The 15,678-nt window shown below is 40.3% G+C and carries 13 protein-coding genes; 3 read left to right on the forward strand and 10 right to left on the reverse strand.

Features of this window, described 5'->3' with window-relative positions:
- Nucleotides 1-16: 16 nt before the first annotated feature.
- The 5 genes from SHD_RS18305 to SHD_RS18325 all read right to left on the reverse strand — a co-directional run bounded on the left by SHD_RS18305 (nucleotide 17) and on the right by SHD_RS18325 (nucleotide 6,254).
- Nucleotides 17-1,561 carry an EAL domain-containing protein gene (locus tag SHD_RS18305; RefSeq protein WP_023268494.1) on the reverse strand — a complete coding sequence of 515 codons (1,545 nt, stop codon included), beginning with the start codon at nucleotides 1,559-1,561 and terminating at the stop codon, nucleotides 17-19.
- A gap of 356 nt (nucleotides 1,562-1,917) precedes the next feature.
- Nucleotides 1,918-2,790 (reverse strand): DMT family transporter, encoded by an 873-nt coding sequence (locus tag SHD_RS18310; RefSeq protein ID WP_023268495.1) that lies wholly within the window; start codon nucleotides 2,788-2,790, stop codon nucleotides 1,918-1,920.
- Between the two features lie 195 nt (nucleotides 2,791-2,985).
- Nucleotides 2,986-4,209, reverse strand: coding sequence for a DUF819 family protein (locus SHD_RS18315; RefSeq protein ID WP_039978655.1), 1,224 nt, complete (start codon nucleotides 4,207-4,209; stop codon nucleotides 2,986-2,988).
- A 21-nt stretch (nucleotides 4,210-4,230) separates the two neighbouring features.
- The gene (locus tag SHD_RS18320; protein WP_039978656.1) at nucleotides 4,231-5,112 is read right to left on the reverse strand and encodes a LysR family transcriptional regulator; all 882 of its coding nucleotides are present in this window, start codon (nucleotides 5,110-5,112) and stop codon (nucleotides 4,231-4,233) included.
- A 113-nt stretch (nucleotides 5,113-5,225) separates the two neighbouring features.
- A complete protein-coding gene (locus tag SHD_RS18325) occupies nucleotides 5,226-6,254 on the reverse strand; it encodes a porin (protein ID WP_023268498.1) in 1,029 nt (342 codons plus the stop codon).
- A 229-nt stretch (nucleotides 6,255-6,483) separates the two neighbouring features.
- Here SHD_RS18325 and SHD_RS18330 point away from each other — a divergent pair, with 229 nt between their 5' ends.
- On the forward strand, nucleotides 6,484-8,253 hold the full coding sequence (locus SHD_RS18330; RefSeq protein ID WP_023268499.1) for a flavocytochrome c: 1,770 nt from the start codon (nucleotides 6,484-6,486) through the stop codon (nucleotides 8,251-8,253).
- Between the two features lie 143 nt (nucleotides 8,254-8,396).
- Here SHD_RS18330 and kdsA read toward each other — a convergent pair whose 3' ends face one another.
- The 4 genes from kdsA to SHD_RS18350 all read right to left on the reverse strand — a co-directional run bounded on the left by kdsA (nucleotide 8,397) and on the right by SHD_RS18350 (nucleotide 11,876).
- The gene (kdsA, locus tag SHD_RS18335; RefSeq protein WP_011623905.1) at nucleotides 8,397-9,245 is read right to left on the reverse strand and encodes a 3-deoxy-8-phosphooctulonate synthase; all 849 of its coding nucleotides are present in this window, start codon (nucleotides 9,243-9,245) and stop codon (nucleotides 8,397-8,399) included.
- Nucleotides 9,246-9,302: 57 nt separating this feature from the next.
- Nucleotides 9,303-10,550, reverse strand: a complete 1,248-nt coding sequence (locus SHD_RS18340; protein ID WP_023268500.1) for a DUF819 family protein — start codon at nucleotides 10,548-10,550, stop codon at nucleotides 9,303-9,305.
- Between the two features lie 142 nt (nucleotides 10,551-10,692).
- The gene (locus SHD_RS18345) at nucleotides 10,693-11,481 is read right to left on the reverse strand and encodes a transglutaminase family protein (protein ID WP_023268501.1); all 789 of its coding nucleotides are present in this window, start codon (nucleotides 11,479-11,481) and stop codon (nucleotides 10,693-10,695) included.
- Nucleotides 11,481-11,876, reverse strand: a complete 396-nt coding sequence (locus SHD_RS18350) for a SirB2 family protein (RefSeq protein ID WP_011623908.1) — start codon at nucleotides 11,874-11,876, stop codon at nucleotides 11,481-11,483. Before SHD_RS18350 ends, SHD_RS18345 begins: the two co-directional genes overlap by 1 nt.
- A gap of 118 nt (nucleotides 11,877-11,994) precedes the next feature.
- Between SHD_RS18350 and SHD_RS18355 the strand changes: the two genes are divergently transcribed.
- Together SHD_RS18355 and SHD_RS18360 are read left to right on the forward strand one after the other, a co-directional pair.
- Nucleotides 11,995-12,408, forward strand: a complete 414-nt coding sequence (locus SHD_RS18355; protein ID WP_023268502.1) for a GNAT family N-acetyltransferase — start codon at nucleotides 11,995-11,997, stop codon at nucleotides 12,406-12,408.
- 399 nt (nucleotides 12,409-12,807) lie between these two features.
- The gene (locus SHD_RS18360; RefSeq protein ID WP_039978657.1) at nucleotides 12,808-14,757 is read left to right on the forward strand and encodes a GGDEF domain-containing protein; all 1,950 of its coding nucleotides are present in this window, start codon (nucleotides 12,808-12,810) and stop codon (nucleotides 14,755-14,757) included.
- Between the two features lie 58 nt (nucleotides 14,758-14,815).
- Here SHD_RS18360 and prmC read toward each other — a convergent pair whose 3' ends face one another.
- Entirely contained in the window at nucleotides 14,816-15,676 is an 861-nt protein-coding gene (prmC, locus tag SHD_RS18365) for a peptide chain release factor N(5)-glutamine methyltransferase (protein ID WP_023268504.1), read from the reverse strand.
- Nucleotides 15,677-15,678 lie beyond the last annotated feature (2 nt).

The raw sequence follows: 15,678 nt of genomic DNA on the forward strand, positions 1-15,678 counted from the left end.
CCCTGACGGTTATTAACTAGTTATGCTCCTTAAGCCACAGTTCCAGTTCATTTAATTTCATCGGCTTAGCGTATAAATAGCCCTGCAAAAAATGCACATCACGACTGATTAAATAGTCCGCCTGCTCTTGAGTCTCCACGCCTTCGGCCACGGCCACATAATTCATCTTATGGCAGAGTTCAATGATGGTATCGAGCACATGGGAGGTCACCGCATCTCGGCCTATAGTATCGATAAAGCATTTATCGATTTTAAGGTAATCCAAGGTAAAGGTTTGCAGCAGCGACAAGGTCGTCTGCCCAGTGCCAAAATCATCAATCGCCACGAGAATGCCCAGCTCACGCAGCGCCGTGATTCGCTCACACATATCCGCCGTTAATAGTTGCCGCTCGGTGATTTCGATTAGCGGCTGCACGCCGATTTCGGCAAACGCATCCCTAAGGTAACGAAACTTAGCTTCAATATCACTTTGGATGAAATGTTCCGGCGCCACGTTAAAGCCAATCCTGAACTCTGAGGTTAACTGCAATTGGCGAAAATCAGCCAAGGCGCGCTCAAAAATATAATTGGTCAACGGCACGATTAATTGGCTTTCTTCGGCGATGGGAATAAACAAATCGGGCCGCACTAAACCCATTTGCGGATGCTGCCAGCGCACCAATGCCTCGACGCCTTTGGCCTTACCGTCTTCACTGCTTACAACGGGTTGGTATACCAAGAAAAACTCTTGGTTCTCGATACCACTTTTTATGTCATCAGCCAGTGAAGATCGACCGTTTTTACGCAAAATATGTAAACCAAGCAACCAGGCGAAAATCAATAACACTGGTAATAGCAGGCCAAAGTAGATCCAGAAGAAGTGCCAAAAAAACGCTTGAGAAATTTCAAGCAACATCACCAATTCAGAATTATCCGCGTGGACAGCAACCACCTTGCCATCACTAAAATGTGGAACCGTGGGTAACGTTGCTCCCCCCAATCCCAACACCACATGCCGCACAGGACGAGGGAATACTTCTGGCTGAATAAAACTATCGATTAAATACTGCCCTTCTATCACAACAATCGCACCACCCGCTCCGTGACTGTTATTAAAAATAACAATAATGGCGGGAACGCCTAAACGCGCAGGAGTTTCAGGAACGATATGATAAGCGAAGGTTTTTAAGCTGGGTTCAGGTAAAAGTGAGTTGAGGGGTAAATCGATCACTCCATTGGTGGATGAGCAATAAAATCTTTTATCGTTAAAAAGTAACACTCCCCGATAATAGGGTTTAAACCTCATGTATTCATTAAGATGACCACAATCTCCCTCATTGAGTGTTAAAGCGTATTGACCAATATCCTTTGATTGACTCAATAAACTCTCTAACCGTTCCAGATTAAACTCCCCCACTTCCCGCGCTTTTTTTCCTACTAAGTAACCCGTAATTAGATAACTGGAAGCGATCGCTAAGATAATGGGAAAAAATAGCATAATAAATAAATGCTTACGGGAAAGATCATAGCGGGAAATCAAGAGCCGTAAGAGTGACGAAAGACTGTTAATGCGATTGGGCATCCTAAATCCTTATCTTTAGAACAACATAGTGCTTAGGGCGTGTTGGCGTTTTAAGGTTATTTTGCAGCAATTTGGCTAGTTTTAATGCAAGGCAACGTCCGTGCAGTGTAGTGTTCTACATAAACGGACGATAACGCAGCAGAAACGCCAGCCAAATGCTGCCCGAAGGGGTCGTCTGGCAAGCCCTTGCGCTTACTTTCTGTCAAAAGAGCCGTTCGTCATTTGAGTAGAATAACGACACATCATTCCTCGTTTCGCGAGTTCGTGCTTGCCAGAACGAACAAAATCTAATCTCGAAACGTCAACGCACCCTAGCCAATAGGCTATTAATTATGTGCGATAAACAGCTTAAAGGGTTACTCCCACATGACGAGTATTGCCGCAAGCGCAATCAAGACTAACCCAAGTACTTCTTTGATTTTTACCCCTTCCTTTAACCAAAATACCGAAATCAACATCATAAAGAAGATTTCCACTTGCCCTAAGGTTTTAACATAGGGCACAGCCTGCAAAGACATGGCACTAAACCAACCAATAGAGCCAAAGCAGCTGGCGGTACTCGTTTGTAAGGTTAGCCTAGGTCGTCGCATCAGGGCGATTAAAGTTTCTTTATCTTTCAATACTAAATAACTGACTAGGAGTAAGGTTTGTAGACATATCACCAAAAGTAATACCCATGCGGCGCTATGGGGAAAACCGATATTTAACCTTAGGCTTGCTTCCCTCACCCATAGAGAGGTCAATGCAAAGGCGCTACCGCTAGCAATGCCGAGTAGCACTGTACTTAGGGATAGCTGTCTAAGCCCTTGTTTGGCGCTCAGTAAAAACACAGCTACGCCACCTATAATTACCCCTACCCAACCGAGTAACGATAAATGGGTGCCAAAAAAGAAGGTGCCTAATATTGCGGCAACGATGGCCTCACTCTTGGCCAGCCCGGCACCAATGGCAAAATTTTGTTGTTGAAACAACTTAACCATCAAGCCGGTCGCGAGGATCTGCATCATGGAGGCGCCGACAATAAAGCCGATAAACTCCACCGTAAAATGTGGTAATCCCACATTGTTCCAAAGATATAACAGCCCAAGATACAAGGCCGCAATCGGGCCTGCCCAAATAAACCGCGCTAAGGTGACGCCCGCCACCTTAACCTCTTTACTCAATTGGCTTTGAAAGGCATTGCGCCACGCCTGCATAAACGCGGCTAACAAGGTAAAGAAAATCCACATGAACCTATATCCATCAAAGCAAAATCACTTGCTTCGGCATAAAAGATTAAACAGAGTCATATACTACATGGAAATACTAGATATTGCGCAAATATGATTGAGACATTACAACTAGTAACATTAACCAGAGAGTATCGCTAAAATCGAGTAAACGATATCACAAAAATAAAATTATTCGATTTAATTGAAATATAACTATGGATGTATATATTGCATAAAATGACCAATAATCGAAGCTAAAAAAGATGCCCATGTATAACCTAACACCGCCATTAAAACTGCAACTGATGCAAAATTAGGATTAAAGGCACTTGCTACAACAGGTGCAGAAGCTGCACCACCAATATTACACTGACTAGCGATTGCAAAATAAAATATTGGCAATCTAAAATACAGAGTAAATAAAAAAAGAATAATTATATGAACAAAAAACCAAATCAACCCAACAGTAAAATAATACAAAATAGATTGAAAAGACGTAAATTCAATATTCAACCCAATATTCATAATCATAAAATATAAAAGGAAAAACGAGAGAAATCGCACTTGTTTAACAAATACGTGTCTAGCATAACTCATAGAAAGCAACAAACCTAAAAGTGTCGATATAAACATAGACCAAAAGAAAGTTGAACCGAGATTAAACTGTAACAAAATAGGAAAGTTATCAATTAAAATCATCGATATATATTCAGAGAATGAGTGACAAAATAAAAAGATAAACAATAAAGATAAAATAAGTAGACTTAACCCCAAAAAACGCTTTCTACGATCTAATGATGGTTTAATATCTTCAATAAAAATGGGAGCATTTTTTAGATCTGCATTGATAAACCTATCAATAATAGGCTGATTTTTAGCGATAAACAGTAGTATCGCCATCCAGATACCTGAGAAAATAACATTAATGGTCACCATAACAGCAAACGCCGCATCCCCAACATTATGAATCTCTTTAACAATAAGTTGATTTGCTGTACCACCTAACCAGTTCGCCATTAACGTAGCCATACCGCGCCAAGTTGCATTTCTTCCCTCCCACAAAAGTTGGTCTGGAAATAATATGGAGCCTATCCATAAACTTATCGGACCACCAATACAAACACCTATCGCTCCAATAAAAAACATCAATAAGATTTTCCCTCCGACAGTTCTCAATGTAACGAAGTCTGTGCTCATCACTAACAAAAATAAACTACATGGAATAAAATGCGCCTTAACGTAATCATCAATATTTGATTCACTTGCATCTACAACACCAAAATAACTGAATAAGGCTGGCAGGGTATAACAAACAAACATTACAGGAAATATACTATAGAAACGCTTGATAAATCCAAAGGACAAATGATTCGAATATAAAATAAGTGCAAGAAGCAAGATTAAGAGTGTAACAATGCCAAATTCTGAAGAAATCAATCACATCACCAAAAATTACGATCATTCATTATTTAAAAAATTCATAAAACTGTTCGACTGCAATGAAAGTCCATCAGACTCACGTTGGATTGACCAATAAGTACGCTTATAATCCCACCCTTCCAAATCGATCAAAAATAACTCACCTCGTTCTAATTCCTCTTTAATTGCGATATATGGCAAAACACTCAAACCGATCCCTGTTCCAATAGCCCTTTTAATAGCACCTATAGTAGACATGCAGATGTCATTTCTTACATAAACGTTTAAGCTTTTTAACAATTGAACCGCACGAATATGCGATAGCGAAGATTCGTGGTCAAAAATCCACAATTGTTCACTTAGTAAAGTATTAGAAAATTTTTTATTTGCTAGGGGATGAGAGTGACCACTAACAATACAAAGATTATCTTGCATCCATTGTTCACATAATAGATTCTTGCTCGCTGGTTTAGCATCAATAAAACCTAAATCAATTTCTTTTTCTGATACCATTTTTTCAATAGTCAAGCTATTATCAATAATCAACTTTATTTTTACATCAGGAAATTTATCTTTAAACAAAGGGATTTTTCTAGATAGAACATAATTACCGACAGTTTTGCTACTTCCAATAACTAAACACCCTTTAACACAATCCTCTGAGAAATTAAATAGCTTTTCTAATTCATTTCCTTTACTAAGCATTTCGTTAGCATATGGAAGGATAACCTTCCCATGAGCATTTAACTCCAATCCACCACTCGCCCTCTCAAACAGGCGGCATCCTAACGAACTCTCCAACTCTTTTAGAGCCATACTTACCGCTGGAGTTGACATATGCATCATTTTCGCCGCTTTTGAGATCTGTTTCTCGGAACAGATAGCTTTAAAAATCATTAGCTGTCTTAATGTTATACGCATCAACATCTCCAACTGTTTCAATTGATACAAGATATATGAAAGACATATTTTTAAATATGACTAATCTCTAATTTTAATAAAGCGGCCAACTTGGCCGCTTTCATGACAGTGTCTTAAAAAAGGTATTTTGTTGAAAATGTGATTAATGTATCATTAAAATCCTTTTCGCCTTTTGAGTCCACATACCTTCCGTCAAAGTAGCTAACAGCCGCTCCAAAGGTTAATTTTTTTGCCAAATTATAATCAACACCGATAGAATATTGACTAGCATCACTATCCTCGAGTGTTTTTAGATCTGCACCAGCATTTTTGGTAATTTTGCCTAAACCTGCATCGTCACTTAAGTATTGAAGTTTAAAATCATACTTTTTAAATGGAACGCTCATGCTTAATAAATATGAATTTCCTTTAACATTTTTATAGATAGTTGATTTTGAATGTTGATAAATTGCTCCGATTTTCACTGATGAAATAGAAGCACCAGCGACGACTCTTGTTGCATCTAATGAATTTAAGCCATCTGCATAAGCAACTGAAAAATATGTATTACCTTTTTTGAAGGTTGGATCGCCATACACCAGGCTCAAGGCATAATTGTTTTGATTATCAGATAACGTTGGATTTTTTTGGTTAAAATCATCTTCAAATGCATATGTAACCCCGAGCGAAATACCAGCAAATTTCGCACTATTGATAGTGACTAAATCTCCAAGCCTATCGTTACCTGCAATAATCATATTCATATCACTTGATGTAATATTGAATAAATCGACTTTACCCTCAGAAGTTTTGAATACTGTATCATTTCTCCCAAAAACAATACTGCCATACTTAACTTTAAATCCTAAGTATGAGTTCCTTGGTTTAAAAATGTTTGAGTCATCATTATCAAAGCTTTCAATTCCAGCCTCAAATTTATATATTAAACTAAAATCATCATATACTTCATAATCGCCCTTCAAGCCGACATATGAAGCATAATTTTCAAGTGAAAAACCATCAACTTTTTCATTCCCAGAAATTCCATGACTAGAATTTGCTACACCTAGCCATAATCTACCATAAAAATCTAATGGTTCAGATAATACTTGAGTAGAACAAAATAACATCGCAACAGGTATAAAATATTTAGTTTGTTTCATAAATCTCATCCTTTAACATAAAACCCTATATATGCTAATTCTATGTTAAACTTCCCATTTGAACTTAAGTCACACCTCCAATATAAATTCAGCTTCTTAATAATAATTTAACTCAGTTTAAATTTAATTTAATCGATACAGGTTGTTGCGCAACATCACTATTTAACAATAAATAAAAAATTACTATACGTCCCGTATCATCTCAATAAAACTATAATTGGAGAATTATATGAAGTTAACACTTTTGAGTTTTGTCTTGTGCTCAATATTTTCAACTGCATCCTGGGCGGCAAATGACAAAAATGATTTAGCCTCTTTTCATAAAGAAATGGGTGGATGTAAGAGTTGTCACACTCAACCAGGTAAAGTATCCGATAGCGAAACCCATGAGAATCAACAATGTAAGTCATGCCATGGTGACTACAGTGCTTTGGCTAATCCTAAATTAAAGCTAGATCCTCATGCATCGCACTTAGGTGATATTAACTGCACAAGCTGTCATAAAGGCCATGAAAAACCCAAACTATATTGTAATGAATGTCACTCATTTAAAGGGCTTGAAATGCCTTTCAATGATGCAAAATCAAAAGAAGCATGGGATAAAGGTTGGGATAATGAAGCTATCAACAAAGCCATTTCTGCTGGTCCAAAAGAAACAACCGATGTCATTGTTGTAGGAGCCGGTAGTGCAGGCTTTAATGCCGCAATTGCAGCTAAAAAAGCAGGCGCGCGAGTAATATTACTCGAAAAAGCACCATTTAGTGGTGGTAACTCTATGCTTGCTGCAGGTGGTTACAATGCCGTAGGAACCGAACAGCAAAAAGCACATAAAGTGGATGACAAAATCGAATGGTTTGTTGAAGACACTATGAAAGGTGGACGTAACGCTAACGATCCAAAATTGGTGCAAATTTTAGCAGAGCAATCTGCAGATGGCATTAAATGGCTCGAATCTCTAGGTGCAAACATGGACGACTTAAAACGTTCTGGAGGCGCAAGAGTTGACCGTACACATAGACCATCTGGTGGCTTGAGTGTTGGTCCTCATATTATCGATGTATTGAGAAAAGCATCTATAAATGAAGGTGTTGATACTCGATTAAACTCTAAAGTTGTTAAACTTGTCGTTGATGATGAACAAAAAATTGTCGGCGTAGTTGTTCATGGCAAACATTCTGGTCACTATATGGTCGCTGCCAAATCCGTTGTTTTAGCGACGGGTGGATATGGCTTTAATAAAGAAATGATCGCATTTTATCGTCCTACATTTAAAGGAATGACCAGTTCAAACAATATTACTTCTACTGGCGATGGTATCGAGCTAGCGAAAGCGATTGGTGCAAGTATGACCGATATTGACTGGATACAGGCGCATCCTACAGTTGGCAAAGACAGCCGCATTTTAATCTCGGAAACCGTTCGAGGTGTAGGTGCTATTATGGTCAATAAAGATGGTAATCGTTTTATCAGTGAATTAACTACCCGCGATAAAGCATCTGACGCTATTCTAAAACAACCTGAACAATATGCTTGGCTAGTCTTTGATAATGAGCTTTATAAAAAGGCTAAAATGGTTCAAGGCTATGACCATTTAGATATGCTGGAAAAAGCAAATACGGTTTCTGAACTTGCTAAAATTACAGGCATGAAAGAAAACTCATTAGAAAAAACGATTTCAAATTACAATCGTTATTTTAAACAAGGTAAGGATGAGGAGTTTGGTCGCGAACAAATGCCGTTACCATTAAAAAATGCTCCTTTTTATGCTGTAAAAGTCGCACCTGGTATTCACCACACTATGGGTGGTGTTGCAATCGATACAAAGGCTGAGGTACTGGATATCCAAAGTAAGCCGTTAAAAGGTTTATTTGCGGCTGGCGAAGTAACTGGTGGTGTACACGGTTATAATCGTTTAGGTGGTAATGCCGTAGCTGACACCGTAATTTTTGGCAAAATTGCAGGTACCAATGCGGCAAAACATGCGTTAGAAACTAAGTAACTCAAGCTCAGAGAGGCGTTGGAATCGCCTCTCGTCACATCTCTCCGCAAGCTTTATTCATCATGATTATTGGCAATCAATTTATTGCCTGATTTCAAAAGCTCCCCTGCTTACTTTGAGAGGTTAAGTTAACCTCTCTTTTTTTACTTGCTGGTATCAATCGGGTCGAAGGATTTCACTAAATCATCAATCGCCTTCATCTGTTTCAGATAGTTTTCTAACTGATGCAGTGGCAGCGCACATGGGCCATCACATTTAGCGTTATCTGGATCTGGGTGGGCCTCAATAAACAGACCCGCTAAGCCTAACGCCATGCCACTACGGGCTAATTCAGTCGCTTGAGCACGACGACCGCCCGCCGAATCGGCACGACCACCGGGACGTTGCAATGCGTGGGTGGCATCGAAAATCACCGGATAACCGGATTGCTTCATCTCATCCATGCCCAGCATATCAACTACTAGGTTGTTGTAACCGAAGCATGAACCACGTTCACACAGGATAATCTCGTCGTTACCCGCTTCGTTAAATTTAGTGATGATATGGCGCATTTCGTGGGGTGCTAAAAACTGCGGCTTTTTCACGTTGATGATAGCGCCCGTTTTAGCCATGGCGACAACGAGGTCTGTTTGGCGCGCTAAGAAAGCAGGCAACTGAATAATATCAACCACTTCAGCAACGGGTGCACATTGGTAAGGCTCATGCACATCGGTGATTAATGGCAGATTGAAAGTCTTTTTGATTTCTTCAAAAATCTTTAAGCCTTCTTCCATGCCCGGACCACGGTAAGAGTTAACAGAAGAGCGGTTAGCCTTGTCGAACGACGCCTTGAAAACATAGGGGATACCCAGTTTTTGCGTCACTTCGGCATAGGTTTCAGCAATCGACATAGCGAGATCGCGAGACTCAAGCACATTCATGCCACCAAACAACACGAAAGGTTTATCGTTAGCGATCTCGATTGAACCTAGGTTTATGATTTTATTACTCATCGCAACTTCTCTCTAAAATGCTGGAACCTTACCAGCGCTGAACAGGAGCTAAGGCAACTATACCGCGACGACTTGCAGTAACTGACCACAGAGCCACGCCATATAGGTGCCCAGCGCATAACCGAATACGGCTAACAATACCCCTACAGGGGCTAAAGCAGGATGGAACGCCGCCGCCACAACTGGCGCCGATGCAGCTCCACCCACGTTTGCCTGACTGCCCACGGCCATATAAAACAATGGAGCCTTAATTAATTTAGCAATCAATAACATAAAGCCAGCATGCACTATCATCCAAATAATGCCCACTAAAAAATATAGCGGTGTATCAAGCACCTTGCTTACATCCATATGTAAACCAATGGTCGCCACCAAAATATACAAGAACGCCGACGCCACCTTAGAAGCCCCCGCCGCCTCTAAATGGCGCATAGGGCTAAAGGACATGGCCAGACCAATGGTGGTCACAATCACCACTAACCAGAAGAACTTAGAGGTTAAGCTGTAATCCTCAGTCCAAGGGTAGTTGGCCTCAAAATAAGGGCCGAGGAAATCGGCGGCAATATGGGCCACGCCCGTAATCCCAAAACCAACGGCCACAATCAGCATCAAATCACGCAGGCTTGGAATACGCGCATTTTCAGCGTGATACTGCTCAACCTTGTTCTTTAAAGTCTCAATTGCTGTGGTATCAGCACCCGTCTTGGCATCGATTTCCTTGGCCTTTGACGCCATAAACAACAATACCGCCATCCAGATATTGGCCACAATCACATCGACTGTCACCATCACGGAGAAGATATTGCCACCCACTTCATAAATTTCTTTCATCGCGGCTTGGTTAGCACCGCCGCCAATCCAGCTCCCTGCAAGGGTTGTCATGCCGCGCCACACCGCATCAGGGCTATCAACACCAATTAATGAGGGCTCGATAAAGGACACCACGAGCAACGCAATCGGCCCGCCAATCACAATACCGACTGTCCCAGTTAAAAACATGATCACCGCCTTAGGCCCAAGTCCTAAGATGGCTTTTAAATCCACACTTAAAATCAATAACACCAAACAGGCGGGCAATAGGTAGCGCGAGGCCACATAGTAAAGCTGCGATGTGTGACCATCGATCACCCCAAAGGTGTTTAACAACGATGGCAAGAAATAGCAGAGTAATAACGCTGGAATAAAACGGTAAAACTTTTGCCAAAATGGATGACTACTACTGCTGGTATAAAACACAAATCCCAGAATGGTTGCCAATATTCCCAACGCCACCGCGTCATTGGTGACTAATGCCGTGCTTGCCATGTGTATTCTCCCTGTTTGGTACAGTTGTTATTGTATTTATGCTAAAAACTGCCGTTTGCAGTTAGTGGGCAAACTTCCCATTCACCCAGTTATTATTGTTTTTTAAGGAACAAGGAGAGCCTATAAGACTCTCCTTTAAGATTTAGTGATAGATTTCAGCGTGTTCACTGAGCTCTTTGAGCTGCATTTTGACGATTTCGATAACAGGATCATGCGGGCTGTTATCAACAAAGTGTTGCAGATCGGCCGCCGCGACATTGATACACCCCAGCTGCTGGGCAATAAAGGCGCGCTCCCGATTTAAGTGCACATCTTCTGGGTGCCACTGTAGCAGCAAGTTGCAACATTCCATCGCCGCCTCAAATTGATGCGACACGATACACCCCGCCTTAAGCTCATGCAGCATACGCGAAATCAGCTTCTTCACCGACGCCGCCTTTAAGTAGCTTGGCTTAAGCTCGGCCGCGTTACCCAGTTCACCGCGCACTAACACATGGAGCTGATGTTTCGTCAGCTCTTTGCCCGTCAGCGGATCGTGATAACGCACAACGCCAGCAACGTTACTGCGAAGCACTGTATTACCCGGTAAGAGTAAAGCTTCAAGCTCTAAATCGAGCTGCTTGGCCAGTAGCATCAATACCGTCGCCAGTGTGGTGCTATTGCCCTGTTTAGTGATAAGACAAGTGCCTAAATCCGCCGCTTCGGTACTGAAGTAATTGTCGCGGACACAAAACCCCAAGTCCTGATAAAACCAATGCAGCAACGCATTTAAGCGTTGCTGTTGATCCACCAGGTAATGACTTAATACGGCTCCCGCCAATTCAAACCAAGCCCATTTCGCCGCTTCGAGGTTTGAAAATCCAAGGTGAGCACCTACATCCAATGCCGACTCGGGCAAAGAAATGCCATCTTGCAGATTGTATTTACCCATTAACCCAATAATACCGCTTGTTTAAAATGCGCCAATTTGGCCGCGTAAACTAACCAACCTAATGCACCTAAAAAGGCAAAAACTTTGAACAATTTGTTTCTGTTCGCTTTTATCGCAATCACGCCCAAGGCAATATACGCGAGCACGGCGCCAATCTTTTCGGTCAACCAAGGGTCCACAAAGGGATATTGCTTGATCATAAAGCACAGAGTTAAGCCCGACAGCAGTAAAAAAGTGTCGATAACATGGGGCGCGATTTTGAATACCTTCTTGCCCATCAGTGCTGACTGACGTAAGTGCAACACAAAACGAACGACAAAAAACAGCACACTCACGGCAATTAAGGTTAAATGCAGGTGCTTAACAGCAGGATAAAGACTGTAAAAAGTTTCCATTGTGATACTTATGGCCAGTGACAAAGGCGCTAGTTTACCCTAATCATAACGCCAGACCAATGCCTAACGCGCGAGATTCGCAGACGAAACCCCGTCCCTCAGATTGTAGGAAACCACAATGAATTTAATGATAATTGACGATGAGTCCGCGGAATTTGCCGATGCGGTAAAGCAAAAAATCGTCGAGTTTAATCAGCTGCACTGGCAAACACTAAAACGCCAAAACCTAGGATTAAAATTACAGGATGAGGACGGCAACTTACTCGCGGGCTTAAGCGGCAAAACCTTTGGCAATTGGCTATTGATTGACTACCTTTGGGTCGATGCCGCATTGCGCCAGCAAAACATCGGCTCGCGCTTATTACTCGAGGCTGAAAGCAAGGCCAAACAACGTGGCTGCCAATTTGCCCTGCTCGATACCTTAGATTTTCAAGCCAAACCTTTCTATGAGCGCCACGGATATCGCGTGCAATGGATGCAACAAGCCTATCCAGAAACTGGCTGTAAATTCTTTATGGTCAAAGTGTTATAGCTTGATAATGCGAAATAAATTAGCACCTGTTAAATAACTGTAGTATTTACACTATTGTCTATTGCATCCCTCTAAAATCACTTCCTATTAGTAATAAATATTTACAAAAAACAAATGATTGAAATTATCAGTAGTTAATCACTCATCTTTTTAGAAATCGAAGCAGTATTAATTTCCGCGCATACAAGTGAATGTTTTTAATTAATAAAAACATTCACTATCTTCAATACTCAAAAAACATATGCAGTAATAAAATTGATGTAAGGTCAATATTGTTTGGCTGTTTTATGCTTAACATTCATTTAAAGCCTAGTTTTTAATCAATTAAAATTAACAAACTAGCAATATGTTCTACTTTGACCTAGTCTTGATGGTGAGGAAGTATTTTATGGGGATAATATGTCTCATTTATTTGCACATTATCTAAGATTATCAATAGTGTTAGCAATCACAACACTACACTCATGGTCTTATGCTGAAGATCTAAAATTTTCAGAATTCGAGCAAAAAATTTGGACTTTAGTTTCTGATAAAACAGTAACTGAGCAACAAGTCTATTCTGAATTGCAAGGCTTGAATTTAGAATTAAGTAATATGCAACCAAATGAACAAGCCCTTTTCCTTATGCATGAGTGCCGTATAGCGATACGAGCAACTCAACAACCTAATCCCCAAGTACTAAAAAAACTTCAAAATCTTAATCGATATGAAATATATAAATATGATTCAGCAGCTTTAATTAAATGTAAACAATACCAAGAATATTTAAACTCAGAATCCGACAAAATATTCCTCCTTGAATATGAAGCATTTTACAAATTGAATGAGTCTGATACTCCACTTCTGAAAATGTGGCTTGCATATGACTTTGCAAATATTGCAATGGATGCAGGATATACTGATGAGGCGATAAATGCTATAGGTCTGTCAATTGAAATTGCAGAAGCGAATAATTTACAAGAATGGGTCAGTGAAAGTTTAGGCATTCTTGCATTACTGCAAAGCGACATAAAGCAGACTTCCCTAGCTCTTTTAACAATAAATAGAGCAATTGAACTTAGTAGGAATGCTGATAATATTAAAATATTGCAATTGAGACAGGGATTTATTCTTAAAGAGGCTAATCAATTCAATGATGCACTCGCCGTTTATAATAATATAATTAATAAAGAAAACGACTATTACGCAGATGCGTACATTACAGCTGCCTTAAATATCTCAGCAATCTATCAATCGATAGGAAAAAACAATGAAAACTTGAAACTAACTGAAAAAATATTAACTATAATAGATCCAGCAAAAGATCCATACAGTTGGCATCAAGCCAATATTTTAAGAGCGTTTGCATTATTAACAACTGGCCAATATGATGCCGCTAATCAATTATTCTACCAATCTCAATTATGGTTCGAAAGAAACCATTGGCTAGTTTATCTAGTGCCAAAAATAGAAGAGTGGGCAAAATTACTTGAGCAATCTAATCTATACAAGCCAGCTTATTACGCATTAACTGATGCAAGCAATTTAAAGCACAGACTAAATATACAAAAAAGGCAGCGAGATGCGTTGTTAAATAATGCTCGTTTGGAGTCAGAACAACATAAACGAGCTCTACTTGAGTTATCAGAGGAACACAAAAAAGCAAATATATTATTAGAAAAACAACAGAATGAACATAACCTAATAATAACTATAGTAATTATAACCATTACTATGGCGTTATTTATACTCACAGTCTATTTAAGGTTGCGAAATGCTCATCGACTTCTAGCAGTAAAAAGTCATCAATTAGATTACGAGAGCAAACATGATCCATTAACCAAAGTTTATAATCGTCGATACTTCGAACAGTTTATTAGAACTAAATATAATGATGATAATATTGACGCACTGTTTCTATTAATAGATATTGACCATTTTAAAAATGTAAATGATACATATGGACATCAAATAGGAGATCTGGTTTTAGAAATCGTTAGTAAGCGTATTAGTAATAGAGTTAAAAATAATGATAAAGTGATTCGTTGGGGCGGTGAAGAGTTTTTAGTATATATTGAGAACCCGGATAACAAAGTTAATTGTATTAAATTAATAGAAAGGTTGTTAAACGAAATATATAATACACCTATAGAGTTAAAAGATAATCAACTCTATGTCACTATATCGATTGGTTTTGGTGTTTATCAAATGATTAACCAAACTCAAATAGACCAAGTATTAAATCAAATTGATGAATATTTATACAAAGCCAAAACGCAAGGAAGAAACCAAGCAGTGGGTAATTTGGGTCGGTTAGAAATTAATGACGAATCGTTCATCACACTGAAAACATCAAACGCCACAAGTTAACCACTAGGGCGTGTTGACGTTCTAAAATTATCAAAACGGAATTTATATGATTAATAGATCAAATTCCAATCAATCCCATCCACTTACCCATAGTGCATCTGTCATTGCTGCCAAAATCACGCACTGTTGCGACATTTTGATAACCCAACTCTGTCAGTTTTGCCCTGAGCTTTACCGCCTGCTCAAATCCATGTTCGAGCAGAATATAGCCGTTGGGTTTTAAATAATCCCGAGCGGTTTTTGCGATGTAGTAAAGATCGGCAAAGCCCTCATCAGCGGCGGTGAGCGCACTTTGTGGCTCGAAACGCACATCACCTTGATGTAAATGCTCATCGGCCTCATCGATGTAAGGCGGATTTGAGACAATTAAATCAAAGTCATGGGCCTTGATAGCGCTAAACCAGTCACTTTGGAGGATCTCAACCTGCTCGAGCTTAAGGTTAGTCCGGTTCGCCTTGGCCAATGCCACCGCATCTTCCACTTTGTCGACGGCGGTGATTTGCCAAGTCGCTCGTTCAGAAGCCAGCGCCAGCGCAATCGCGCCAGTGCCAGTCCCTAAATCCAGCACCTTAGCATTGCTCTCAAGCGGCAAGTTTAAGGCGGTTTCGACCAGGATTTCGGTATCCGGACGAGGGATTAACGTGGTGTCATTCACGATAAAGGGCAGTGACCAAAACTCACGCTCTCCTACAATATGTGCCACGGGTACGCCCTGCTGGCGACGTTGCACCATTTGCTGAAAGCGTTTCCACTGGTCCACCGTCAAGGCTTTTTCGGGCCAAGTGTAGAGAAATGCACGGTTTTTATTGAGGCAATACAGCAGGAAAACCTCTGCATCCAGATGAGCGGATTCAGAGGTAGGCGCTAACTGAACATAGGCCCATTGCAGGGCCTCGGCGATACTCGATTGATCAGCCAAAA

The sequence above is a fragment of the Shewanella decolorationis S12 genome (assembly GCF_000485795.1).
Lineage (GTDB): Bacteria > Pseudomonadota > Gammaproteobacteria > Enterobacterales > Shewanellaceae > Shewanella > Shewanella decolorationis.